The following is a 24,627-nucleotide window of genomic DNA, read 5'->3' as shown; positions in this document are numbered from 1 at the left end:
CGCCTGACCGCGGGCTCCCTCGTGTCCATTCATCGCGAACACGACCTGGGAGAACCGGCGATGACACCGGCGCGTACCAACCACACCGGCCCGGCAGAGCTCCGCACCATCGGCATCATGGCCCACATCGACGCCGGCAAGACCACCATGACCGAGCGGATCCTGTTCTACACCGGCACCACCTACAAGATGGGAGAGGTCCATGACGGCACGACGGTCATGGACACCACCGCGCAGGAACGGGACCGCGGTATCACGATCACGGCGGCGGCGACCCGCTGCGCATGGCGCGGCCACACCATCCAGATCATCGACACCCCTGGCCACGTCGACTTCACCGTTGAAGTAGAACGGTCGCTTCGGGTTCTCGACGGCTGCGTCACCGCCTTCGACGGGGTCGCCGGCGTCGAACCGCAGACCGAGAACGTGTGGCGGCAGGCGGACAGGTACGACGTGCCGCGGCTCTGTTTCGTCAACAAGATGGACCGGGTCGGCGCCGACCTGTTCCGCTGCGTCGACATGATGGTCGACCGGCTCGGCGTCACTCCGCTGGTGACGCAGCTGCCGATCGGCTCCGGGCCGGACTTCGCCGGCGTCGTCGACCTGGTGGAGATGACCGCCCTGACCTGGGTGGGCGACGACCTCGTCGTCGGCGAGATCCCGGCCCGGCTGCGGAAGGAGGCCCATGACCACCGGGAACGGCTGCTGGAGACCCTCTCCGCGGTGGATGACACGGTGCTGGAGCGGTACCTCGGCGGCGACGTCGACCTGACCGACGTCGGCCTGACCGCCGCCGAGATCAGGGCCGGCATCCGCCGCGCCACGATCGCGGGTGCCGCCAACCCGGTGCTGTGCGGGTCCGCGTTCAGGAACAAGGGAGTCCAGCCGTTGCTGGACGCGGTCGTCGACTACCTGCCGAGCCCGCTGGACGTACCGCCGGTATCTGGCGTCACTCCGGACGGAAGGTCCACGGTGCAACGTCCATGCGCGCCCGACCAGCCGTTCGCCGCGCTCGCGTTCAAGGTGCAGATAGACCAGCACCTGGGCAGGCTCACCTATCTCCGGGTCTATTCCGGGCAGGTGGCCGGCGGCGCTCAGGTGATGAACACGACCCGGGACCGGAAGGAGAGGATCGGCAAGGTCTACCAGCTGCACGCCGACCGCCGCACCGAAAGGCCGGCGGCCACGGCCGGCGAGATCGTCGCCGTGCAGGGCCTGAAACACACCACCACCGGCGACACGCTGTGCGATCCGGCGCGCCCCGTGCTGCTGGAGTCGATGACGTTCCCGGAACCGGTGATCTCGGTCGCGGTCGAACCAAGGACCAGGGCCGATTCCGACGGGCTCCCGGCGGCGATCGCGAGTCTCGCCGCGGAGGACCCGACGTTCCGGGCCCACCAGGACCCGGAGACCGGGCAGACCATTCTCGCCGGCATGGGCGAGCTGCACCTGCAGATATTGGTCGAACGGATGCGCGCCGACTTCGGCGTCGCCGTCACCATCGGCGCCCCGCGGGTGTCGTACCGGGAGACCATCGGCCGGGCGGTCGAACAGGTGACGTACCTGCACAGGAAACAGGACGGAGGGCGCGGGCAGTATGCGAAGGTCGTCGTCAACGTGGCGCCGTTGCCACGCACCAGCCCGGACGATCCGACGTACGAGTTCCACAACGTCGTCACCGGGGGCGCGGTGCCGAAGGAGTACGTCCCGGCCGTCGAGGCCGGCATCGGCGACGCCATGCAGGCCGGGGTGCTGGCCGGCCAGCCGGTCGTCGGGGTCCGGGTGGAGCTCGTCGACGGGCAGCACCACGAGAAGGACTCCTCCGACGTGGCGTTCCGTACCGCCGCAGCCATGGCGTTCAGGGCGGCGGCCCGCCAGGCCGGTCCGGTCCTGCTCGAGCCCGTGATGGCCGTCGAGGTCGTGACGCCACCGGAGTACCTCGGTGACGTCATCGGCGACCTCACCGCCCGCCGCGGCACCGTCCGCACGCTGGACGACCGTCGCGGCGCCCGGGTGGTCACCGCCGTCGTTCCACTGGCGGAGATGTTCGGCTATGTCGGTGACCTGCGTTCCCGCACCCAGGGCAGGGCCACCTACTCGATGCGCTTCGACCGTCACGCCGAGGCGCCCGCGCAGGTGACCCGCCAGGTCGTGGCCAGGTTCGCCGGCTAGACACCGCCCTGACCAGGCAGAACACGTCGTGCCGCCGGGCCCGTTCTCCGGGCCCGGCGGCACGACCCCGTACGGGCCACGCCGCCCGCGGCGTCGGCCGCGTATTCCTGCGAACTCGCACCCATCCGCCCAGCCGATGGCTCCGAATACCTCTTGTAAGCAGCCGGTGCTGGCCGCGTCATCGTCAACCCGTCGTGTGATCAACAGTATGTGATCGTGGCGGTACGCACACCGTTGGCACGGCCACCACTGGCGGCATCGGTGACCTATGTGCTCATAGGTGAGCACCCATGGTGACCGTCGAGCCTCATCGGCAATCAGGAGGGATGCGGTGTCTGACACCGTTGACGACCGACGCCTGCGGGAACTGAGCGAGGCGTCCGAGGACCTGCACAGTGATGCCATGCGGGGCAGCCGCGTGGCCGTCGCCGACCTGGTCGAGTCGACCGAGCCCGCCACCAGATCGGTACGGCGCGGCGCGGCCCTGGCCGTCGGCCTGGCCGGCGCGGGGGTGCTCGCGACGGCGACCCGTGGCTCGGCGGCGACGATGGACGTGGCGATCCTGCAGACCGCCGCGTCGATCGAGAACCTGGCGGTCAGCACCTACACGACGGCGCTGACGCTGCCGTTCATCGGCGGTGCCGAGGCGAACGCCGTCGTGAAGGCGTTCGCGATGACGACGATGAAGCAGCACGTGGATCACGCCGGGGCGTTCAACGCCGCGGTGGTCAGGCTCGGTGGTCAGGCCCAGAGCGCTCCGGACCCGAAGTACGCGAAGGTCGTCGAGGAGGCGATACCGACGATCAAGGGTCCCGGCGACGTCGTGTCGCTCGCGATCACCCTGGAGGACGTCGCCGCGCAGACCTACACCAAGAACGTCAGCCAGGTGGGCAGCTCGATGCTGCGCCAGCTGTTCGGCAGCGTCGCCGCCGTCGAGGCGCAGCACCGGGCCATCCTGCTCGCGGTCTCGGCGCTGCTCGGTGGCGGCGCGGCCGACCTGATCGCGTTGCCGCCCGACGCGGCGAAGCTCCCGAAGGCCGCCGGTGGCGTCGGCTTCCCCGACGCCTTCTACCCGACCTCGATGGCCTCCCCGGCGACTGAAGGAGCGGTTGCATGACCCGGAACGACCAGACCCGACACGACCAGATCGGGCCGGACGGGCGTCGGCGCGGCGAGATGGGCATCGGAGACGCGGAACTGCGCGCGCTGACGAAGGATCTCGACGGGCTGCATCGGGACACCTTCCCGACCGCGTTGGAGCAGCTGCGCGACTCGACCAGCACCACGCGGGCCATGATCGGGAGGGTGGCCGGCAGAGCGACCAGCCGGCGTGGCGTGCTGCTCGGTGGCCTGGCCGCGGCCGGAGCGGGTCTGCTCGCGGCGTGCGGCGGCTCGGACGGGGGCGGGAACCGGCCGGCCATGGGGGCGACCCCCACCCGGGCGGCCAGCCCGTACACCGGCGACCTGAGGGTGGTCGCGCTGGCGGCCGCGTTGGAGAACCTCGCCGTCGCCGCCTACACGATGGCGCTGGCGAAGGCGACCGCCGGCGACTACGGCACGGTGCCGGCCGCCGTCGGCGAGTTCGCGACGGTCGCCCGCGCGCAGCATGTCGATCACGCGAAGGCGTGGAACGGGGTGCTGTCCGGAGCCAAACTGCCGATGATCACCGGAACGCCGCTGACGATCGCCGCGTCGGAGGTCGCGAAGCTGAAGGCGACGAAGTCGGTCCCCGAGCTCGCCACCTTCGCGCTCGGCCTGGAGAACGCGGCCGCGCACACCTACCTGTACGCGATGACGAACGTGACCGACAGCGGCGGCATCGCGACCGCGGCGACGATCGCGCCGGTCGAGGCCATGCACGCGGCCGTGCTGACCTTCATCGCCGGGGACTACCCGGTGCCCGACGCGTTCCTGGACACCAGCTCCGCCGTCGGCCCAGCCGCACTGACCGCCTGACCCGCCGGGCACCCTCCTCGCGGTGTCGGCCACCCCCGCGAGGAGGGCCACCCGGCCCGGCGACCGCAGCCAGTGCGCTGCTCGGCGAGCCTGCCCGATGAGCCTCGGCAGCAGGCCTGCCCGGCGTAGCAGGCCTACGCGGCGATCGTCGGCCAGTCACTGCTCTGGGGGAGCGGCTGGCGGAACAGCCTCGCGGCGTTGCCACCGGCGATCATCACGGCCTCATGCTGGGGGATGTCGGCGAAGCGCTTGCGCAGCAGGTCCTGCGAGCCCGGCCAGGTCGAGTCGGCGTGCGGGAAGTCGGTCTCGAACAGGATGTGGTCGACGCCGATCATGTGGCGCTGGTCGAGCGTGCCTGGGTCGTCGAGCATGCAGAAGTAGAAGTTGCGGCGCAGCGCCTCGCTGGGCGTCACGTCGTAGGTCCACGGCGTGCCGCCGCTGCCGGAGTGTGCGAGCACGTAGTCGAGGCGGTTGATCGCCATCGGCACCCAGCCGATGCCGCCCTCGCTCAGCGCGATCTTCAGATTCGGGTAGAGCGCCGGGATGCCCGCCCACACCCAGTCGACGGCCGCGCAGAAGGCGCCGGCCGGGAACAGCGACGTCTGCACGTTCAGGCCGCCGCCGGGTGAGCCCTGCAGGACGAAGCCGCTGGCGCCGCAGTGCAGCGAGATGACCGTGTCGGTCTCCTCGCACGCCTTGAAGAACGGCTCCCAGTGCTTGTGGTTGGTGATCGGCGGGAGCTTGAGCAGGTGCGGCGACTCGAGGAACGACACCGACGTGAAGCCGAGCTCGGCGTTGCGGCGGACCTCGTCGGCGGCGACCTTCGGGTCCTTGAACCAGGGCAGCTGCATCGGGATGAAGCGCTCCGGGTAGGCGCCGTGCCATTCCTCGATCATCCAGCTGTTCCACGCGCGGACCGCGGCGAGGCCGACCTCCTCGTCGTTGTTCATCGACAGCACGCGGCCGGTGAAGCCCCACGCGCCGGACGGGAAGCACAGCGACGCCCAGATGCCGTCGAGGTCCATGTCCTTCACCCGGGCGTGCACGTCCCACGCGGCCTGGCGCATCTCGCTGAAGTTCAGTGGGTCGAGGGTCCATTCGGACTTCGGGCGCCCGGCGACGACGCTCATCCCGTTGTCGCGGTAGAGGCGGTCCCGGTAGAGCCAGGCCTCCGACCCGTCCGGCGTCGTGATCACCTGAGGTGCCTGGTCGCGGAGGTTCGCCGGGAAGCGCTTGACGAAGATGTCGGCGGGCTCGGTCAGGTGATCGTCCACCGAGACGATCGAGTAGCTGCGTTCCTGCGGCTCGGGGTCCGGAAGCAGCTGCCAGTTCGGCCTCGGCATCGTGTGCTCCTGGTTCTCGCCGGTCGGCTACGGCGCAGTTGTTTGCGAAGCAGTTGTTTGCGAGCGCTTACTCTCTAGGATCCTAGCCGCACTCGTCGGCCCGGGTCGCCAGGTCCGAGCCGTCGGCGATGGCCTGGGCGGCGGTCGCGAGGTCGTCGACGCCCAGGGCCAGCTCGTCGGGCCGGTCGGTACTCAGGTCGAGGTGGAACCCGTACAGGCTGGAGTCGACGAGCCGGACGATGCGGCCGACCCTTTCCGGGGGAGCGCCGCAGCGGACGAGGTAGGCCTGTAGCGCCCGCACCCATCGCTCGTTCGCCTCCCTGACGATGGTGGCGAAGCGCTCCTGGCCGATCAGCCCGGTTGCCGCGGCCTGCACGTAGACGTCCGTGCAGCGGTGGAGCGGGTCGGTCTGGAGGGCCGCCCACAGGGCGTTGACGCCCTGGCGTACTCCGGCGACGCCGGCGAGTGCGTCGACGGCGGCGACCGCCCGGTCCTCCGCGCGCGTGACGACGGCCGCGACCAGCTCATCGCGACTGCCGAAGTGGTAGATGATCATCCGGTCGCTGGTGCCGATCGCCGCGGCGACCGGGCGGAGCGTCAGACCGATGAGACCGTGCTCCAGCACGTGATCGGTGACCTGGTCGAGCAGGTCCTCTCGGCGTCCCATGAGGCCCACATAGTAGGGGCGTAGCGATTGCTACATCCAGACGTAGCGAGTGCTACGCTTGTAGCGTTCGCTACGTTCGGAGGGACGTCATGTACGCAGCCCTTGCCATGCTCGCCACCGCGATCGGCAGCGAGGTCGCGGCCTCCGCGCTGCTCCCGCGCGCCGACGGCTTCAAGGACCCGCTGTGGTCCGCGATCGTGCTGTTTGGCTATGGCCTGTCCATCTGGCTGCTCGCCCTCGTGGTCCGGACCCTGTCGGTGTCGGTGACCTACGCGATCTGGGCGGGCCTCGGCACCGCGGCGGTGGCGGTGGTCGGCGTGTTCTTCCTCGGCGAGGCGATGAGCTGGGCCAAGGGCGTCTCGCTCGGGCTGATCATCGCCGGTGTGATCGGCCTGAACCTGGTCGGCTCCTCGGGGTCCGTCGCCTGAGCGGGCGGCCCCACGACCGCCTCGGAGTCGCCCGGATCCCATCGGTGACTCCGAGGCGGTCGCTTGACGCTCCCGTCGTCGAGCGGAAATATCCAATATCTAGAGGGTGTGCCGCGAGACCGATCGCGAGACCGATGGGGAATCGTCGCCGACGGCTACACCGGTTCCAAGCGCTCCCGGGGTCTGGTGCCGTTCACCGACCCCGGCCGGCCGCCGGTTGCCTGGCCGCACCGACCGCTCGAACAACCTGGAGGACTCAGCATGGGCAAGCTCGATGGCCGGGTCGCGTTCATCACCGGGGCCGCGCGCGGCCAGGGCCGTAGCCACGCGGTGCGGCTTGCCGGGGAGGGCGCGGACATCATCGCGGTCGACCTGTGCGAGCAGATCGCGAGCGTGCCATACCCGCTGGGGACGCCGGAGGACCTCGCGCAGACCGTGAAGGAGGTCGAGGCGCTCGGTCGGGGCATCGTGGCGGTCAAGGCCGACGTGCGGGAGCGGTCCCAGCTGCGCGCGGCGCTGGACGAGGGGCTGGCCCGGTTCGGCCGGCTCGACATCGTCCTTGGGAACGCGGGTGTCTGCCCGTGGGACGACCTGTCGCTGGCCGGTGGGTTCGTCGACGGCACCGACGTCGACCTGATCGGCGTCATGAACACGGTCGCGGTCAGCCTGCCGCACCTGAAGGCCGGCGCGTCGATCGTCCTGACCGGTTCGACGGCCGGGATGATGAAGGGCACCACCGAGGTGATGGGGAACACCGGCGGGGTCGGCTACTCGTGGGCCAAGCAGACGGTGGCCCGGTACACCGAGGTGCTGGCGTTGCAGCTGGCTCCGCACAGCGTGCGGCTCAACGCGATCCACCCGACGAACGTCAACACCAACCTGCTGCAGAACGACCGGATCTACCGGACGTTCCGTCCCGACCTGGAGAACCCGACCCGCGAGGACGCGGAGCTGGCGTTCCCGGTGCTGCAGTCGATGCCGATCCCGTACATCGAGCCGAACGACGTCAGCTCGCTGGTGCTGTTCCTCRCCTCCGACGACGCGAAGTACATCACCGGCCTCAACCTGCGTATCGACGCCGGCGGCATGCTCAAGGGCGAACCAGCCCTCTGAGCCCGCTCCGGCGCGGGAACGCGTCGGGCGTCTCGTGGTAGCGGTCGCCCCCGCGTCGTGTCGCGACGCGGGGGCGGCGGCGGTGTCCGCCCCGCCGCCCCGACCGTTGCGGCTGGCCCTTACATCTAGATATATTGCGAGTCCTGGAGGCGGGTCCGCCGCCGGCCTGTCGGCGGGTACCCCGCCGGGCCAGATCCCGACCGCGGTCGGGACGGCCGCCTGGCCGGGCACCGGTAGGGGYGCCGTCCAGTCGCATCCGCTGGCGGCAAAGGACCGGGTATGGATCTGGAAGAAGCGTCCGGCGTCTTCACCGACCCGCGCGCGTACGCGGACGAGAAGCGGTTCCACGCCGCCACCGCGCTGCTGCGCCGCGAGTCGCCCGTCCATCGGGTGGAGTCGGCGAAGTACGCGCCGTTCTGGGCCATCACCCGGTACGACGACGTCATGGAGATCGCGCGCGAGTCGGAGCTGTGGCACAACGCGCCGCGCACGACCGTGAACCAGCACCCCGACGCCCCGGCGCCGCCGGTGCGCACGCTCGTGCAGATGGACGCGCCAGACCATCTGGTCTACCGGCACATCAGCGCGGACTGGTTCAAGCCGGCCGGCATCCGCAAGCTGTCCGACCGGATAGCCCAGCTCGCCAGACGCTACGTCGACCACCTGGCCGAGCTCGGCGGTGAGTGTGACTTCTTCCGGGACGTCGCCGCGCACTACCCGCTCTACGTGATCCTGTCGCTGCTCGGGATGCCCGAGGAGGACTTCCCGCGGATGCTGAAGCTCACCCAGGAGCTGTTCGGCGCCGACGACGCGGAGATGGCCAGAGACGGGAGCGACGAGGCGGCCGGGCTGGCGCTGCTGGACTTCTTCCAGTACTTCCAGGGGCTGATCGCGAACCGCCGGGAGAACCCGACCGACGACCTCGCCTCCGTGATCGCCAACGCCACGATCGAGGGGGATCTGATCGGGGAGCTGGAGGCGGTCGGCTACTACGTGCTGATCGCGACCGCCGGCCACGACACGACGAGCGCCGCCATCTCCGGCGGGATGCACGCCCTGCTGGAGAACCCGGAGCAGTGGCGGCGGCTGTCCGCCGACCCCTCGCTCGTGCCGACCGCGGTCGACGAGATGATCCGCTGGGTATCGCCGGTCAAGCACTTCATGCGTACGGCCGTGAAGGACACCGCCGTGCGCGGGGTACCCATCCCCGCCGGCGACGCGGTGCTGCTCTCCTACCCGTCGGCGAACCGGGACGAGACCATCTTCGAGCGCCCGGACGTCTTCGATGTCGGCCGCACGCCGAACAGGCACGTCGGCTTCGGCTTCGGCGCCCACTACTGCCTGGGCACCCACCTGGCCCGCCTGGAGGGCCGTGCCCTCTACGCCGAGCTGGTGCCCCGGATCCGGTCCATCGAGCTGGCCGGCCCCGTCGAATACGTCGAAACCCTCTTCGTCGGCGGCCCGAAACGTGTCCCCATCCGCTACGAGATGGCCTGACGGGGATCCCGCCGCCTTGCCCTACCCCCGTAGGGAGCGGTCCTGCGTGGCGTCGAGGAAGGCGAGAAGCCGGGCGTTGACGTCGACGTCGTCGCCGCGCTGGAAGCCCGGCCCGTGGCCGACTCCGGGCAGGATCTCGGCCTGGCCGTGCGGCATGAGCGCCACCCGAGCCTGAGCGCGCGCGGGGTGCAGCAGCGGGCTGCGCTGCCCGATCAGGACAAGGGCCGGTGTCTCGATGGCCCGGAGATCGTCATCGGACAGCGGCTCGGGGGCGGGCCGCCGGGTACGGAACGCCCGCGCACCCGTCAGCAGGACCTTCCTGAGCTCGGGGACGACCAGGACCGGGTTGTCCAGCCAGACCGCCAGCCGTCGGCGCAGCGGCGGCGGAGCGAGACCGGCCATCCCGTTCAGGTACATCAGCCAGATGAACCGGGCGCTCACCTTCTCCAGCCCGCCCGGATCGAGCGCGGTCACGCTCATGAGCCGATCCGGTGCGTGYAGCGCCTGGTTGAGGGCCAGCCAGCCGCCGTAGGAGTGCCCGATCAGATGTGCCTGGGAGACGCCGAGGCCCGCAAGGGTCTGGTCGAGCCAGGCGGCGCTGTCGGGCGGGTCATGGAGCGGGCGGCGGGCGACGCTGCGGCCGGGGTCGCCGATGGTGTCCAGAGCGATCACCGGGTGCCGGGCACCAAGGGCGTTCAGGAACGGGTACCACTGGACCGCGTTCGAGCTCGCGCCGTGCAGCAACACGACCGGCACGCCGGTGTCAGGCCCGTAGCGGTGCACATGGGTGGTACCGAAATCGGTCTCGAGGTCGGCTTCCGTCCACGGTGTCGGCCACAGCGCGGCGAACGCCGCGTCGTAGGCGGCGAGGAACCTGGCACGCTGCTTGTCACCACGGAACCGGCCGACCGTTCGGTCTTCCCGAGCTTTCATGGTACGGTTGTACCACGAAAGGATGCGATGCCGAAACGGGTCGACCACGACMAGCGCCGCCGCCACATCGCCGACGCGCTGCTGCGCGTCGCGGCCGCACAGGGGTTGCACGCGGCCGGGTTCCGGGAGGTGGCGGCCGAGGCCGGGGTGTCGGTGCGGCTGGTCCAGTACTACTTCGAGACCAAGGAGCAGCTGCTGCTGTTCGGCCTGCGCCGGGTCGGTGAGCAGTTCACCGAGCGGGTGCAGCCGCGCCTTGCCTCCGGCGTGCTGCCTCCCGCCGGCCGGGCACGGATCGAGTTCGTCCTGACGGCGACGCTGCCGCTGGACGCCGAAAGTCGATCGCTCTACGTCCTCTACAACCAGTACTTCGCGCTCGCGCTCACCAATCCCGCGCTGGCCGCCCAGCCCTACGGGAGCGACCCCGATGCCCTCGAGACATGGCTTGTCGAGCAGCTGCGTGCCTGCCAGGCCGACGGGCGGCTGGCCCCTGAACGGGATCCCGTCGCCGAGGCGTCCATCGTCCTCGCGTTGACCGTCGGGCTCGGCAATGCGGTTCTCGCCGGCCGGCGATCAACGGACGACGCGCGACGCCTCCTCGCGTGCCACCTCGACGACCGACTCGGCCCGCAGGACTGAATCGTCCACGCGAGACCGTGAGCGGCCGGGGGAGTGGACGGTGTTGCGCTCAGGACCGTCAGACTGGTGGCCATGTCGCGGGTCATCGAGGAATATTCCCGCAGGGTCGGTACTGTTAGTACGGGAACGTCTTCGGCGCTGTGTGTGTGACAGTAGTGTGGGTCTTGGTTGGGGCCCGGTGGGGCGACCATATCTGGCGTTGTGACATCGACCATCCTTGCGGTGTCCTCGGATCTCCTGCTCTTAGCCAACACCGACTGGATAGCCAACACCGACGGCGTGCGTGTCGATGGGTCGGGGGCGCGCGGACAAGGGATGGGGCGTCGGTGGGAGTCGTAGAGCGCACCGAGGAACGGCTGGCACGGATGATCGCCTATACGCGGTCGGCGACGTCGTGCTTTCTTTTCATCCCGCCGGTCTTTGCGTGGGATCGCCTGCGTCACCCGTGGCTCGCGGTCGCGGTAGCACTCATGGGCGTGGTCGAGGCCGCGTGCCTGCACCATCGCCTGCGGAAGGTCAGGAGCACGCGGGACGGCCAGGCCATCGCGTTGGATGTGGGGTTCTCTCTGCTGCTGATGGTGATCGGGTCGCGTGCGGCCAGTGCGGACAGCCGTACGACGGTGATGACGGTCCTGCTGCCCTTCGCGCTGGTGTGCCCCGCCCTCCTCGGGTTCGGGGTCCGAAGGCCGGTGGTCGGCGCGGCGATCGTCTCCGTGCTGGGACTCGGATGGTCGGGGGCGCTGTACCCTAACTACACCGTCAAGATTGCTTCGGATTTGCTGGGGTTCGCCCTTTGGTTCGTCGTCGCGACGCTGATTGCCCGCGAACTGCGCAGTCTTGCTCAGCAGACGCTGCAATCGCAACAGGAAAACGCACGCATTGAACGGGAGCTGTCCAGGCGGGAACGAGAAACGGTTGTCGAGCACGCCAGGAGGGACGCGCACCGAACCATCCACGACTACCTGCTACCGGTAGTGGAGCGAGTGGCGAGCGGTGCCACCGATGAGCCTGTTCACGAAGCGGCGAGGCAGGGCGTCGCCCGGGCTCGCTGGTTTCTGGCCGACATACGAACGAACACGCCGTTCACCAGGCAGATCGGGGACGTCCAGTCGATGTTCCCAGAGATCACCACCGTGATCGACATCGAGTCCGACCCACCACTGGAGGTCGCCGACGCGGTTGTCGCCGCAACCAGGGAAGCGCTCACGAACGTCCGCAAGCATGCGGGTCGAGACGTCGCGGCCCATCTTTACGTGCAGGCCACCGCCGGGTCGGTCGAGATCGTCGTGAGAGACCGGGGCAAGGGTTTCGACACGGCGGCTGTCAGCGCGGGCGGGGGCCTTGGCCGCACCTTCCCGGCGGTGGAGCTGGTCGGGGGGACGGTCTCGATCACGTCAGGCGACGGCACCAAGGTCGTGATCCRATGGCCCGGCTGAAACCTCGCGTGGCGATCGTCGACGACCACGTACTGCTGTGGCCCGCGCTGAGTACCTCCCTGGCGGACTACGGCTTCGACGTCGTCGCCCAGGTACCCGCGATCGCCGAGCTGCCAACGCTCGACCTGGATCTGGTCATCTGCGACCTGCATCTTCCGCGAGGCCTTTCCGGAGCGGCGGCCGTCGCCGATCTCACCCACCGCGGTGTGCCGGTGCTCGCGCTGTCGGGGGTGGCCAACCAGGAGGTCGTCCTCGATGCCATCGAGGCCGGGGCGATCGGCTTCGTGGAGAAGACCTCGCCTGCCAGCCGGTTCACTGTCGCCGTCGAGGCGGCGGTCACCGACGGCTGTCATGTCTCCGCGCAGCTGGCCGGATTCCTGCTGGGCGACCACCGGCGAAGGCCGTTGCCGTCGGGTGACCTGTCCGCCCACCAGCTCACCGTCCTGCGTGAGCTTGCCAAGGGCGAGGACCTCACCGAGGTCGCGCTGAGCCTCGGGATGAGCCGAGCCCACCTTCTCGACCTCGTCCGGGCCGCGCTGGACCTCGCGCGGGAACGTCGCAGGCGGCTGCGGCTGACCCCGCTCGAGCTACGGACCGTCACCTTGGTGGCCYGTGACGGGCTCAGCAACGAGGGCGCCGCCGCCGAGCTGTCGATCTCGCCCTGGACCGTGACCAGCAGGCTGGAACGGGTGCGGGACAAGTACCAGGAGCTGCACCCGGAGGTCAGCCCCCGGATGAGACCGCGGGACGCCGCGAGGGCCTGGGCGGTCGAACTGGACCTGTGCCGACGCCAAGTTCCCAACTGATTGGGATTCCGGTACCGGCACACCTGCCCAATACTTTGCTCGAGGGCCTGGCCCGGCGGTCCGACTCGGGGGAGGACCGCCAGGCCGGGCCCGGCCCGGAGATTGGATGGGCCGCCGTTGTCGCCTGTCAGACGGGCGGGCGGCGTGTCGTTCTCCGGGGCAATTCCCGGCGCCGGCGGCAAACGGGGGAGCCGCCGGCGCCGTCATGCCGCGAAATGGTCGGCCGTCGAGCGGAGCCGCTGATTCCGCGGCCAGTTCGTGGCATTCCGGCCGGCGCCTCCCGGCCGCGGCCGTCCTCAGGACGGCGTCACACCGGCGAGGCCAACCTGGACGCGGTGCCGACGAAGGTCACCAGCGCGGCCAGCGCGGTGATTGCCGCCCACAGGTCGTATGCACCATGGGTGAAACGCTCGGCCTCGACCTTCCCCGGGTTGTCGGGGTCGTACAGGAGGTCGACCGCGGTGCCTACCGCGTAGTTCCCGTCGACTCGCTCGACGTGTTCCTTCCCTGCCAGGTCCCGATATCGGACGGTGGTCAGGTCAGGAGGAGCTGGCTGGCTGAGGTCGGTGATGATGCGTTCCTCAACGTGAACCGACGTACCGGTCACGTGGACGCCGTCATCACGATGGTCGACCAGGAAGTGCGCGAGAAAAGCAAGCCCGGCGGCGCACGCGAAGCCGACCAGCGTTTCCCAATCGACCAGCTTGCCGAACGAAAACCGATGTCGAGGCCCGCGCCGTACAGGATCTTTCTTCGTCACGGCGACACTGGCCGACCAGACTCGTTCTGGATACCGAACATGCGGCCATGACCTCCGGCAATGATCTTCTTGCGAGGGCGGTGGCAGGCGCACGTGGGCGCGTCCAAGAGGCCGGCCGCGATCCGCCGCCAGCTACCAGCGCAGGATAGATCATCCACCTCGACCAGAGTCGCTGAACCGCGGTTGCCTTCGCCCGCAGGCGCAGGCGAGGGCGGCGGCGAACACGGCGGCCGCACCTCTGACGGATGCGCGCCATACCTGTGAGTGCTTGGATCCTCTCTGTCCGTCATGTGGCATAGGGCGCGGTGGTGTCGGTGTTGGAGTGAATGTCATAGCCTGACATTGGCTTCGGGCGGCGGTGTCCTCCAGGCGGGGCAGCCAGCCCGGCAGGCGACTGGACATGCCCGGGAGGTCTGATGACCGTGCCGCTGCTCCCCTCTCAGCCGTCGTTTCCCGCCGTCCCGTCGCCGGACGGCGCCCTCGGCCTCGCGGCCGGCCCGCGAGCTCGCGGCGCGGGCGGCGATCCCGAAGGCTCACCTGACGCCGGGGAGAGCTCAGGCGGAGGCAGGGTCGCGTTCGTCTTCCAGGGCGGAGGCAGCCTCGCCGCGGCCCATGTCGGCATGCTGCGGGCGTTGACCGAGGCGGGCATCGTCCCGGACCTCGTGGTGGGCGCCTCGGCCGGCGCGCTCAACGCCGTCGCGTATGCCAGTGATCCCACCTTGGCGGGCATCGACCGCACCGCCGCGGTGTGGGCATCGATACGTCGCAAGGACGTGGCGCCGCTGTCCGCACGCGCGCTGGTGGGTGGGCTGATCGGCCGGCAGGACGGGCTGGCCTCCAGCGCCGGGTTGCGCCACCTGATCGAAAGTGGGCTGGTGGTTCCCCGGTTGGAGCAGACGGTCATCCCGGCCCATGTCGTCACCACCGACCTGGAGACCGGGCGCCCGGTCGTGCTCTCCCGCGGCGACGCCGTCGAGGCCCTGCTGGCGACCTCGGCCTACCCAGGTGTCTACTCGCCGGTCACCATCGAGGGGCGGAGGCTCATCGACGGGGGAGTGAGCGCCGACACGCCAGTCAGGCAGGCCGAGAGTCTGGGCGCGACGACGACCTACGTGCTGCCCTCGGTCGGCCCCACCCCCGTCGCCGCTACCGCCGAGCTCGTCCCGCACGGGGCGTTCGCGCTGGCACTGCGCGCGATGAACCAGATCCTCGGGAACGCCGCCCGGGCCGACATGTCCGCCGTCCGTGGCACGGTCTATCTGCTGCCCACCCCGGGCACGAAGACCGTGAACCCGTTCGACTTCCGCGGCACCCGGGCCCTGATCGCCGCCGGCTACCGGCTGACCCTGGACTGGCTGCGCGACCCCGCTCCGGTTCCGACGTCGCCGCCGGTCTCGTCACCGGCCCGGTCCCGGACCTCGATCGCGGCACCAGCCACCAGACTGGCCTGAGGGTCGTCAGGGCTGCTGGTTCAGGGCGTTCATCCGTTCCCGGGTGATCACGACGCCGCATTCGGGCTGGTCGTCCGGCTCGAACCCGTCACCGCCCTGGCTGACCCGGATGACGTCGTAGCAGACCGAGACGTTCTGATAGTTCGTCGAGAGGCTGATGGCGTCCTGCGGTGTCATCCCCGCGCTGTCGTAGTCCTTCACGCCGCGCAGGCCGGAGATGAACGACTCCCTGGTCGGGCACCGTCCGGCCTCCTTGAGACCGCGGATGAACAGGTCGGCCGAGAGCCAGCCGTCGACCGCGCTGTCCTGCGTCGCCGGCTGGATCTCCGGGGAATAGGCGTTCATCGCCCGCACGAATGTCTGCTGCCCGGGAGTATTGATCTCGAAGGGCTTGATATTGGTGAAGATCGACACACCGGCCAGCGACTGGCCGAACCTCGCCAGGTTGCTGCCGTCGTAACCCTGGGGCATCAGCACGACCTTGAGCTTGCCGCCGAGAGTCAGGCCGAGTCTGCGCAGCTCCGGCAGCAGGTTGGCCGCCGTCTCCGGAAGCAGAACGCCACCGATCGCGTCGACGTTCGCCGCCCTGATCTGTCGAGCGACACTCTGGTAGTCGATCACCGCGCTGCTGGTCTGGAACGTCTTGACGACCTTGACGCCGCGGGCCCGCAGGCTCGCCACGAACTGCTGCGTGAAGTCGCCGCTGGTGGCGCTCCCGTCGATCGCGAAGACGGCCGCGCGGGTGCCGCCCTGCTCGAAGACGTACTTGCCCCAGGCGGTGCTGGAGCCGTCGCCGTCGTAGAACCACGAGAACATGTTGTTCTTGCCGAGCCAGCTGGGGTCGCTGGCGGGGCCCGTGACCGGGATACCGCGCTCCTGCAGCAGGGCGGCCGAATCCTTGCCCGCGCTGGACCCGTAGATGAACCCGAAGACCTGCTCCTGGTCGAGGAGCTCCTGGACCTTGGTCACGTTGAGCCTCGGGTCCGCCTGGTCGTCCCGCCAGGCATAGGTGACCTTGCGGCCGAAGACGCCGCCCTCCTCGTCGTTGGCGACCTGGAGCCGGGCGTCCACGCCAGCCCGGAAGGCACGCATGCTGCTGGCGGACGGGCCGGTGTCGCTCCAGGTCATGCCAGCCTTGACCGCCGTCGGCGTGATACCCGGCGCGATGGATCCGCAGCCTGTACCGCCGGCCGCGCCGCCGCCTGTGGGGCCGCAGGCGGCCAGGCTGGCGGCCAGGCTGCCGGCGCCGACCGCGAGCGCGACGGTCCTGAACGCTCGCCGACGAACTGGTAGCGACATTGCGGGCAAGCTCCTCTGCGCAACAACGGCGGCGGCCGTCCGGCTTTGCGAACCTCGCGTCTGCTGCCTCGGAAGACCGCTCCGAATGTTGCTCGCGTCACAGTTGACTGGCGCGGTGCGGTCCGCCGGGGCTTTGGATCTCCCCCTGGCGCCAATGCCGGCTGTGATGTTATCGACCACCCACCCGACAAAAGAAACCGCCTCCGGCAAACGCCGGGTAAACATTCGGTTATTCATTGAACTTGATGTACTGAGTGCATCCGGCTGTACTGGCGACACGGCTGACGGTCGAACCCGCGGCGCGCTCGTACACAGCCTGTGGGCTTTTTAACCTACGACCGCTTAATTTGCGCCGCGATTGCGGTCGCGAGCCCCGTCATGAGCCGGCCGCGCCCACTCACCCGGGATCTGGCCGTCCGTCCCGCGATGGTTCCCGCTGACCGGCGAGCCGTAGACGCCGCACCAGCTCGGTAACGACCGGGGCCGGGTCCTCGCGCAGGTAGAAATGCCCGCCCGGGAAGATCATGCCGTCGAAGGACGCCGTGGTCGCGTCGGCCCAGGCGAGGACGTCCGCCACCCGCACCGTCAGGTCGTCCGCGCCGGCGAACGCCACGATGTCCACCGGCAGCCGGACGTCCGACGGCGGTCGGTAGGTCTCGATCAGCCGGTAGTCGTTGCGGATGATGGGCAGCAGGTAGTCCAGCAGGTCCTCGTGCTCGAAGATCGACTCGTCGGTGCCGCCCTGGGCGCGCAGCACCTCGACGAACCGCGCGCGAGACAGCGTGTGGTCCTGGCCCGGGCGAACGACCGTCGGCGCGGCGCGCGCGGAGACCACCAGCAGGCGGACGAGTCCCGGCCGGCGTTCCCGCAGGCGGCGGGCCGTCTCGTACGCGACGGACGCGCCCATGCTGTGGCCGAACAGCACCAGCGGCACTCCGGTCTCAGCGGAGTCGGTGGTCTCAGCAGAGTCGGTGGTCTCAACCGATTCGGGGGTCTCAACAGATTCGGCGGTTCCAGCGGAGTCGGCGGTCCCCGCGGCGCTGGGCCGGGCCGCGTGAGCGGGCGACTCCCAGGCCTGCGCCTGGTCGGCGATGGCGGCGGCGATGCCGTCCACCAGCGGATCCATGGCGTCCACCAGCGGCTCGGCGCTCCGGTTCTCCCGGCCGGGGTACTGCGTCATCCACACCTCGACGTCCGCGGGAAACTCCGCGGCCCAGGTCCAGTACGCGTTGGCGGTACCGCCGGCGTGCGGGAAGACGACGACGCGGTACCGGGCGTTGGGGCGCCGCTGGCGGCAGCGCAGCCAGACCGAGGAACGCGCCGCGGTCATGCGCCCGCCCCGGACGCATCGACGCGGCGGTCCGGCCGAATCCACGCGACGGGCATCTCAGGAGGCGAGCAGCGAGCGCGCGTCGCCCGTGTCGAGGCGCGTGCCGCTGTGCTCGGTGCGCACGAACGCCTCCACCACGTCGATTTCGAGCATCGCCCACCGCTCGCCGAGGTCGAACAGGTCGCCGGTGGGATGCCGGTCGGCGAAGTGCTCGGTGAGCCTGGCCGTGTCCGCCGCCGGTACGGCGGCCACCCAGCCGCCGAAGGCGACCGACACCCAGCGGGTCTGCCCGGCCACCGGTCCGCAGAACTGGAAACGGCAGGCCTGGTCGCCGTCGATGAGCAGGCGGCCGATCGCCAGCGGCGCGAGCAGGACGAGACGGTCGACGGCGGCCACCGGCCAGGCCGCGTCCAGGTTGGCCGCGGGTTTCTTCCTCAGGTCCACGGATCCGAGGCTCGTCGGCTTCTGGGCCGCGGCCGGGTTCGGCGTGCCGTCGAGGCGGCGGGTGGTGAAGCGCAGGCCGTGGGCGACCCGGCCGCTCCAGAGGGCGAGGCTGCCGTAGTCCGCCGACGCCGTCAGAGCGCGGGCGACCGCCACCAGCTCGGGGTGACGCGGGGCGGCACCGCTGCCGGTGACACCTGTCGTCTGCTCCACCGCGTCCTCCACTATGGCTCCCTTAATATTAGGTTTGCCTAACCTAATGGAGGGGATCGCGCGCCACAAGCCCGTGTCCAGGCTCAGTCTGATCGTTTCGGGGCCGTTTCGGGGCCATTTCGGGACGACGGTGCGGGCGAGGAGAGGGTTGTTCGGCCCACGCCGGCGCCGCCGGGGGCCGGAGCGGCGGCGGCCCCCGGTCAGAACGGGGTCAGGACCAGGGTGAGCTGGGACGGGGCGTGGTCCTCGACGTAGGAGGCCTGCCCGGCGACGTCGTCGAAGGCGAAGCCGTAGGCGCGGTGGTTGTCGGTGTGCTCGTGCAGGACCCGCGCGTAGTGGTTGGTGACGGCGTCCTGGTAGTAGGCGCCCGGGTCACCTGTGGGCTGCTCGGCACCGGTCAGCAGCGTCGAGCGGTTGAACCCGGCGGCGAGGACGGCCGCGACCGGCCCGGTGACCCCGTCGTTGGGAGCCGCGAGAGCGCCGTCGCAGAAGAGGACGTCGCGGGTGCTCGGCCGGCCGAACGCGGCCACCCCGCCGTCGAAGGCCAGCGCGCCGCCGGTCACCCGGCCGGTGACGCGCCGCCCGGCCGCGTCGACGGTGAGCCCTCCCGAGGCGTAGCGGTTCCACACCGCGTCGATGTACGAGTCGTAGTACGTGGCCGGGAAGAGCCCTGCCTCGATGCCATGCCCCGGGGCGATGACCCGGACGTCGCCGACCACCAGCGGAGCGAACGCCGGGTTCGCGCGGAGCGCGGCGAAGATCGCGTCACGGCCGCCGGGCACGACCTGGCCGGTGGTCTGGTCACCGTCTCCGTGCAGCCGCAGCAGGAGCGGGACGCTGAACATGTCGACCATGGTCGTGTTGCAGAACATGCCGGCCGCGTTGTGCGTGAACTCGACGAAGTCGTGCAGCACCGCGTACCCGGGCGCGTCGCGCACCCAGCCGGCCGGGTACTGCAACGCCGGCCTGCCGGCCCCGTCGGCGACGATCCGGAAGTCGAGCCTCGCGCCGATCGAGACGTAGATCCGCCCGGACATCCCGGTGGGGACGGCGGCAACGGTGTCGCCGTCCGCCACCAGCGGGATCGCGATGTCGCCGCCGTCCGCTCCCAGCGCGACCTCGGCGACGCTTCCGTCCGCGCGGGCGTAGACCTGCCGGCCGGTGCTCAGGTCGGTGCCGACGACGTAGAACCAGATCTCGCGGTTCGCGTACCGGTAGGTGTGGTTGACGATGACCAGCGGCAGCGGCGTGCCAGGGATGTGGGCCGGGATGTCGACCGCCGCCTGGCTGGCGGCCAGCAGCGCGGCCTGGCCGGAGCCGCCGGAGCGGGTGGCGGCGACGGCGCCGCTCACGCCGGCGGTGGCCAGCGCGGCGGCGCCGCCGACCAGCAGGGAGCGTCGGTTCAGCATCACGGTCTCCTCGGGGGTGACTTGAAGGCGAGAACCTCGGGCGGCACCGGCCGCACCGATGGCACCGACGGCGTCGACACGGCTGGTGTCGACGCCGCCGGCGGTGTCGACGGCGCCCCGGGAGGGGGACGGAGGAGGCCGCCGTCGACGCCGGCCGCGGCGGCAGCGTGGCCGCGACCGGGGCTCGCTAGCCGCTGGTGGCGGCGGCGAAGATCCGCGTGAACTCCAGCGGCTGCTGGGTGAGGCTGCTGCAGGTCGCCTGGGCGTAGTCGGCCGGCCCACCGGGGCACGGCTGGTCGCGGGTCAGCGACCACATGGACCACCAGGCCAGGCCGTGCTGCGCGGCGAACGTGGCGACCTGGCGGGCGTCGGACTGCCGGAAAACCTCGGTGCGCACGTCGTTGACGCCGATCATCGGGGTGACCGCGAGCCGCGACCAGGCCTCTGCGTCCGAGAGCCCGAACACGCCCCTCACCTGGGCCTGCGTGGCGGTGACCGAGTCGATGGCGTAACCGCCCATCCGGCCGTCGGGGTTCGGCGCGACGCCGTCGCCGAAGTCCATCGCCATGACGTTGACCGCGTCGACCCTGACGCCGCGCTCCCGCGCGTTCTCGAGCAGCGCCACGCCGGTCTGGGTGAGCCCGGAGGGGAGCACCGGCAGCGTGAACGACACGTCGAGGCGCCGGCCCTGCGCCGACGCGTCCCGCTGGAGCTGGGCGATCGCCTGGGCGCGCCGGTCGTTCGCCGCCGTGTCGGACAGCGACGAGCCCTCGATGTCGAAGTCCACCTGGCTCAGGCCGTAGGTGCTGACCACCTGGCCGTAGGCGGCGGCCAGCGCGGCCGGGCTGCCGCAGGCACCCGCGAGCTCGGTGCCGTTCGCGCCGCCGAACGAGACCCGCACGTCACCGCCCAGCTCGCGCAGCCGGCCGATCTGGCCGGGCACACCGTCCTGGTTCAGCTCGGACACCCCGCCCCACCTGGGGGAGCAGCCGCCACCGCCCGCGAGCACGAACGCCAGCGTGTAGGTCCGCACACCGGTGGCCTGCGCGGCCGCGACCAGGTCGTACGGCGGGTACAGCGAGGTGTCGATGTAGGGAGCGAAATGGCCGGATCCGCTACCGGACCCGCCGCCCGGCGGGGTGGTGGCCGGCGGCGCGGTGGTCGCCGGCGGCGCCGACGTGGGCGTCGCCGGAGCGGTCGCCGGCGGCGAGGTCGGCGACGAGGGCGCGGACGGCGGGGCGGAGGTGGCGACCGGTGGCGCCGAGGTCGGCTGCCCCGGGTCGCCGGACGGCACGCACGGGCCGCCGTCGATCCGGCATCCGGTCGGGTCGGCGACGCCGCCCGGCGTGCTCACCACGAAACCGACGTCGACGGCCGCGTCGGGGGCGAGCTCGGGCTGCCACTTCGGCGGGGTGACGGTGACGTGCTGGCCGTCCACCCGGTGCTCGGCGTTCCACAGCGAGGTGAGCCGCGCCCCGGCCGGCAGGTCGAACTCGAGGGTGAACCCGCGGGGTGACCCGGTCGTGTTCGTCACCCGGTACTGGGCGGAGTAGCCGGTCTCCCAGGCCCCCGTCCGCGCGTACGCCGCCCCGAAGACCGACGCGGAGGCGGTGCCGGGAATGGTGAGCGCCAGGACGAGCCCGGTCACGGCCGCCAGCGCGACCGCCGTACCGGAGATGATCTGCCGGCGGCGTCGGCGGTGCCGGCCCTGCTTCGACGACATCGTGGTGTGACCTCCTTGGGAGCCCCCGCAGGCGGACGCTAGCCAGCGCGCCGGCCGGCGCAGCCCCGCCTGAGGCAGCCGAGAAGGTCTCTTAGGACTGGCTTAGGAAAGCGCGCGCCAGCGCCGGCTTCGCCGTCTCCGCCGCCGTGCCCGCCCCGCGCCGTGGCCGGCGGTGGCGGTGGCGCGCAGGCGCAGCCGGATCTCGGCGCCGCCCAGCGCGGACCGCCCGACCGTCAGCTCGCCGCCGGTCGACGCGGCCACCCGGCGGGCGATGTCCAGGCCCAGCCCGGTGGAGCCGGCGCCGCCGGCCCCGGCGCCGCGCCGCAGCGCCTCGGCCGGGTCGGTGATGCCGGGGCCCGCGTCCGCGACCGTGATGGTGACGGCGCCGAGGGCGGGACCGGAACCGAGGGCGGGACCGGAACCGGAGGCGGAGGCGGGCGCGGCCCGCAGGGTGACCGCGAACCCGACGCCCTCGTCGGTGTGCTGGAAGACGTTGCCCAGCAGCGCGTCGAGCGCGGCGACCAGCTCGGCCCTGGCGACGGGCACCGGCGCGTCGCCGGCGTCGGCCGCGGCCCCGGTCAGCCGCCAGGGGCGTCCCTGGTCCTCGGCGAGCACCGACCAGAAGTCGACCCGGTCGCGGACCACCTCGGCCGCGTCGCAGCTCGCCGCGGCCGGCCCGCCGGCGCCGCGGTCGCGCGCCGCCCGGATGATGTGGTCCACCTCGCGCTCCAGCCGCTCGACGGCCAGCTGGACCTGGTCGGCCGAGCCGGCGTCGGCCAGCGCGGCGGTGTTGAGCCGCAGCACGGTCAGCGGGGTCCGCAGGCGGTGCGACAGGTCGGCCGCCAGCTCGCGTTCGGCGGCGAGCAGCTGGCGGACCCGGTCGGCCATCGTGTTGAACGCGATGGCCGCGTCGCGCACCTCCGGCGGCACCCCGGTGCCCGAGGTGGGCACCCGGGCGTCGAGGTCGCCCGCGCCGAGCCGGCGGGCGGTGGCGGCGAGCCCTCGGGTCGCGCGCACGGTGCGGCTTGCCAGCCGGTCGGCGACCAGCACCGAGATCGCGACCAGGCCCACCGCGAGCCCGCCGAGCACCAGCCAGGCCGTGTGCACTCCCTGATTCATCGACGAGGCGGGCACGAACACCTCGACCACGGCGATCCGCGCGTCGCTCACGGCCACCGGGCGTAGCAGGACCGAGCCTCCCGGCGCGTCGAGGACCGCCGCCTGCCCGGTAGTCGCGACGGCGGCCAACTGTTCACGCGTCACCCGCGACGGGCCGATCGTGGTCAGCGCGCCGCCCGTGCCGCCCGCGCCGGCCGTGGCGGGCAGGTGGACGGCGGCCAGGCCGTCGGCCCCGCCGCGGGTGGTGGCGAGTGCCCGGTCGAGGGCGAACGGGTCGGTGGTGATCGCCAGGGCCGGCCCGAGCTCGGCGGCCGTCCGCTCGGCCCGGACGAAGGCGCGGTCACGCGCGGTCTGGGCGACGATCAGCGCGAGTGGGATGAGGAAGGCCAGCGCCACCATCGACGTGACCGCGATCGAGACCCGGATCAGCTCCCGCCTCATGCCGCCGGCGCCTCGAGCTTGACGCCCACCCCGCGCACCGTGTGCAGGTAGCGCGGTCGGGCCGCCGTCTCGCCGAGCTTGCGCCGCAGCCACGACAGGTGCACGTCGATGGTCTGGCCGCCGCCGTAGGCCTGGTGCCACACCGCCGCGAGCAGCTCGTCGCGCGTCACCACCACCCCGGGGCGGGCGGCGAGGTAGGCCAGCAGGTCGAACTCGCGGCGGGTCAGGTCGAGCGGCGTGCCGGCCAGCGTCGCCGTCCGGCGGCGGCCGTCGACGACCAGCTCCGCGACCCGTAACGGCGGGCTCGCGACGGTCGCCTGGCCCGCGGCGTCCCGCCCGGCCGGGCTCGCCCGGCGCAGCACGGCGGCGACCCGGGCGTTGAGGTGCGCCGGCGTGAACGGCTTGACGAGGTAGTCGTCCGCGCCGCTGTTGAGCAGCCGCACGATGCTGGCGTCGTCGTCGCGCGCGGTGGCGACCACCACCGGAACGTCGGTCACGCCGCGCAGCATGCGCAGCGCGGCGGCGCCGTCGAGGTCGGGCAGTCCCAGGTCGAGTACGACCAGGTCGCAGCCGACCTGCGTGACCTCGCGCATCGCGTCCAGGGCGGCGCCGGCGCTGCGCACCGCGTGCCCGGCGGCGGTGAGGTGACGGACCAGCGCCGCCCGCACCGACGGATCATCCTCGACCACGAGCACTGTCGCCATACCGCCGTACCGTAGAGCCCGTCGACCGATATGTCCGCCCTGTACCATGCCGACGTGGCCAGGTCGCTGCGCCGCCTCGCCCTGTGGACCATCGGCACCGGGCTCGCCGTCCTGGTCTCCTGGTTCGGCGTCCAGCGAGCGCTCCCGCTGGAGACGGCCGCGGGGCTGCCCAAGGCCGTCCCGGTCGGGCCGCTGATCTCCCCGTCCGTCGCTGCGAGCGCCACCGCGCCCACGGCCGGCGTGTCCGCGACGACCGCGCCCGGCCCCGCCGTCGAGACGCCCGCGACGTCCGGGCCGGCGGCGGGGGAGCCGGGGCCCGGAGCTGGGGCCGGAACGGCCGGGGTGACCGCCGGCGGTGGCCCGGCGGGGTCCGCCGGCGGGCAGGTCTCGCGGCCGCCCGCGGCGGCCCCGGCCACCTCGAACGGCGCCGCCGTCCGGAGCTACCAGCTGACCGGCGGCCGGGTCGTGCTGGAGATGACCGAGACCTCGGCTCGGCTGGTGTCCGCGACCCCGGAGCCGGACTGGCGGGTTCAGGCCTGGGAGGCCGACGGCTGGCTGCGCGTGGACTTCAGCCGGGACGGCGCCGCCACCTCGTCCTGCTTCGTCACCTGGAACGGGCATCCCCCGTCGGTGCAGACCACCTGAGCTGAGGCCGCCGGGTCGACGGACGACGGGTCGGGTGCGCTGACCGGTCGCGCCTGTGACACGGTCATGTCTCTACTTTTTCACTTTGTTCATCGGAATTGACGA

22 protein-coding genes are annotated in these 24,627 nt (G+C 71.5%); 11 read left to right on the top strand and 11 right to left on the bottom strand.

The genetic code is table 11. From position 1 onward, the window contains the following. Nucleotides 1–60: 60 nt before the first annotated feature. From fusA to BCD49_RS25340, 3 genes are all read left to right on the top strand, one after another. Nucleotides 61–2,172 (top strand): elongation factor G, encoded by a 2,112-nt coding sequence (gene fusA, locus BCD49_RS25350; protein WP_007511369.1) that lies wholly within the window; start codon nucleotides 61–63, stop codon nucleotides 2,170–2,172. A 331-nt stretch (nucleotides 2,173–2,503) separates the two neighbouring features. Continuing rightward, on the top strand, nucleotides 2,504–3,289 hold the full coding sequence (locus BCD49_RS25345; RefSeq protein WP_007511371.1) for a ferritin-like domain-containing protein: 786 nt from the start codon (nucleotides 2,504–2,506) through the stop codon (nucleotides 3,287–3,289). Then, nucleotides 3,286–4,128 (top strand): ferritin-like domain-containing protein, encoded by an 843-nt coding sequence (locus tag BCD49_RS25340; protein WP_007511373.1) that lies wholly within the window; start codon nucleotides 3,286–3,288, stop codon nucleotides 4,126–4,128. The genes BCD49_RS25345 and BCD49_RS25340 overlap by 4 nt, the downstream gene beginning before the upstream one ends. Nucleotides 4,129–4,262: 134 nt before the next feature. Here the strand turns inward: BCD49_RS25340 and BCD49_RS25335 are convergent, their stop codons facing one another. Then, a complete protein-coding gene (locus BCD49_RS25335; RefSeq protein WP_007511374.1) occupies nucleotides 4,263–5,471 on the bottom strand; it encodes an amidohydrolase family protein in 1,209 nt (402 codons plus the stop codon). Between the two features lie 82 nt (nucleotides 5,472–5,553). Beyond that, the gene (locus tag BCD49_RS25330; RefSeq protein WP_007511376.1) at nucleotides 5,554–6,138 is read right to left on the bottom strand and encodes a TetR/AcrR family transcriptional regulator; all 585 of its coding nucleotides are present in this window, start codon (nucleotides 6,136–6,138) and stop codon (nucleotides 5,554–5,556) included. A gap of 89 nt (nucleotides 6,139–6,227) precedes the next feature. On the opposite strand from BCD49_RS25330, the gene BCD49_RS25325 reads away from it, so the two are divergent. The 3 genes from BCD49_RS25325 (at nucleotide 6,228) to BCD49_RS25315 (ending at nucleotide 9,176) form a co-directional block, all read left to right on the top strand. Beyond that, a complete protein-coding gene (locus BCD49_RS25325; protein ID WP_007511378.1) occupies nucleotides 6,228–6,566 on the top strand; it encodes a DMT family transporter in 339 nt (112 codons plus the stop codon). A gap of 261 nt (nucleotides 6,567–6,827) precedes the next feature. Then, complete coding sequence (locus BCD49_RS25320; RefSeq protein WP_071041986.1) at nucleotides 6,828–7,679, top strand: mycofactocin-coupled SDR family oxidoreductase; 852 nt, start codon at nucleotides 6,828–6,830, stop codon at nucleotides 7,677–7,679. 279 nt (nucleotides 7,680–7,958) lie between these two features. Further along, nucleotides 7,959–9,176 carry a cytochrome P450 gene (locus BCD49_RS25315; RefSeq protein ID WP_007511382.1) on the top strand — a complete coding sequence of 406 codons (1,218 nt, stop codon included), beginning with the start codon at nucleotides 7,959–7,961 and terminating at the stop codon, nucleotides 9,174–9,176. 21 nt (nucleotides 9,177–9,197) lie between these two features. Here BCD49_RS25315 and BCD49_RS25310 read toward each other — a convergent pair whose 3' ends face one another. After that, on the bottom strand, nucleotides 9,198–10,109 hold the full coding sequence (locus BCD49_RS25310) for an alpha/beta fold hydrolase (RefSeq protein ID WP_007511384.1): 912 nt from the start codon (nucleotides 10,107–10,109) through the stop codon (nucleotides 9,198–9,200). A 27-nt stretch (nucleotides 10,110–10,136) separates the two neighbouring features. Between BCD49_RS25310 and BCD49_RS25305 the strand changes: the two genes are divergently transcribed. The 3 genes from BCD49_RS25305 (at nucleotide 10,137) to BCD49_RS25295 (ending at nucleotide 12,987) form a co-directional block, all read left to right on the top strand. After that, on the top strand, nucleotides 10,137–10,745 hold the full coding sequence (locus BCD49_RS25305; RefSeq protein ID WP_071041985.1) for a TetR/AcrR family transcriptional regulator: 609 nt from the start codon (nucleotides 10,137–10,139) through the stop codon (nucleotides 10,743–10,745). Nucleotides 10,746–11,071: 326 nt separating this feature from the next. Next, the gene (locus BCD49_RS25300; RefSeq protein WP_071041984.1) at nucleotides 11,072–12,181 is read left to right on the top strand and encodes a sensor histidine kinase; all 1,110 of its coding nucleotides are present in this window, start codon (nucleotides 11,072–11,074) and stop codon (nucleotides 12,179–12,181) included. A gap of 8 nt (nucleotides 12,182–12,189) precedes the next feature. Continuing rightward, nucleotides 12,190–12,987: a response regulator gene (locus tag BCD49_RS25295; protein WP_158072968.1), complete on the top strand. Its 798-nt coding sequence runs from the start codon at nucleotides 12,190–12,192 to the stop codon at nucleotides 12,985–12,987. Nucleotides 12,988–13,294: 307 nt separating this feature from the next. Here the strand turns inward: BCD49_RS25295 and BCD49_RS25290 are convergent, their stop codons facing one another. Further along, entirely contained in the window at nucleotides 13,295–13,840 is a 546-nt protein-coding gene (locus BCD49_RS25290) for a DUF3592 domain-containing protein (protein ID WP_131803568.1), read from the bottom strand. 323 nt (nucleotides 13,841–14,163) lie between these two features. Here BCD49_RS25290 and BCD49_RS25285 point away from each other — a divergent pair, with 323 nt between their 5' ends. Then, nucleotides 14,164–15,198 (top strand): patatin-like phospholipase family protein, encoded by a 1,035-nt coding sequence (locus tag BCD49_RS25285; RefSeq protein WP_007511393.1) that lies wholly within the window; start codon nucleotides 14,164–14,166, stop codon nucleotides 15,196–15,198. Between the two features lie 6 nt (nucleotides 15,199–15,204). Here the strand turns inward: BCD49_RS25285 and BCD49_RS25280 are convergent, their stop codons facing one another. From BCD49_RS25280 to BCD49_RS25250, 7 genes are all read right to left on the bottom strand, one after another. Further along, entirely contained in the window at nucleotides 15,205–16,497 is a 1,293-nt protein-coding gene (locus BCD49_RS25280) for an ABC transporter substrate-binding protein (protein WP_007511395.1), read from the bottom strand. A 397-nt stretch (nucleotides 16,498–16,894) separates the two neighbouring features. Continuing rightward, entirely contained in the window at nucleotides 16,895–17,827 is a 933-nt protein-coding gene (locus tag BCD49_RS25275) for a thioesterase II family protein (RefSeq protein WP_007511397.1), read from the bottom strand. A 57-nt stretch (nucleotides 17,828–17,884) separates the two neighbouring features. Continuing rightward, complete coding sequence (locus BCD49_RS25270; RefSeq protein ID WP_007511399.1) at nucleotides 17,885–18,481, bottom strand: hypothetical protein; 597 nt, start codon at nucleotides 18,479–18,481, stop codon at nucleotides 17,885–17,887. A gap of 200 nt (nucleotides 18,482–18,681) precedes the next feature. Continuing rightward, nucleotides 18,682–19,890 carry a beta-1,3-glucanase family protein gene (locus tag BCD49_RS25265; protein ID WP_007511400.1) on the bottom strand — a complete coding sequence of 403 codons (1,209 nt, stop codon included), beginning with the start codon at nucleotides 19,888–19,890 and terminating at the stop codon, nucleotides 18,682–18,684. Between the two features lie 187 nt (nucleotides 19,891–20,077). Continuing rightward, the gene (locus tag BCD49_RS25260) at nucleotides 20,078–21,613 is read right to left on the bottom strand and encodes a glycoside hydrolase family 18 protein (RefSeq protein ID WP_007511403.1); all 1,536 of its coding nucleotides are present in this window, start codon (nucleotides 21,611–21,613) and stop codon (nucleotides 20,078–20,080) included. Between the two features lie 102 nt (nucleotides 21,614–21,715). Next, nucleotides 21,716–23,173 (bottom strand): sensor histidine kinase, encoded by a 1,458-nt coding sequence (locus BCD49_RS25255; protein ID WP_027140851.1) that lies wholly within the window; start codon nucleotides 23,171–23,173, stop codon nucleotides 21,716–21,718. Beyond that, nucleotides 23,170–23,877: a response regulator transcription factor gene (locus BCD49_RS25250; protein WP_027140850.1), complete on the bottom strand. Its 708-nt coding sequence runs from the start codon at nucleotides 23,875–23,877 to the stop codon at nucleotides 23,170–23,172. Before BCD49_RS25250 ends, BCD49_RS25255 begins: the two co-directional genes overlap by 4 nt. A 30-nt stretch (nucleotides 23,878–23,907) precedes the next feature. Between BCD49_RS25250 and BCD49_RS25245 the strand changes: the two genes are divergently transcribed. Then, nucleotides 23,908–24,522: a hypothetical protein gene (locus BCD49_RS25245; protein WP_007508919.1), complete on the top strand. Its 615-nt coding sequence runs from the start codon at nucleotides 23,908–23,910 to the stop codon at nucleotides 24,520–24,522. Nucleotides 24,523–24,627 lie beyond the last annotated feature (105 nt).

It is taken from the genome of Pseudofrankia sp. EUN1h (assembly GCF_001854645.1).
In the GTDB taxonomy this organism is placed as follows: domain Bacteria; phylum Actinomycetota; class Actinomycetes; order Frankiales; family Frankiaceae; genus Pseudofrankia; species Pseudofrankia saprophytica.
This window is presented reverse-complemented; position numbering and strand designations above follow the sequence as displayed.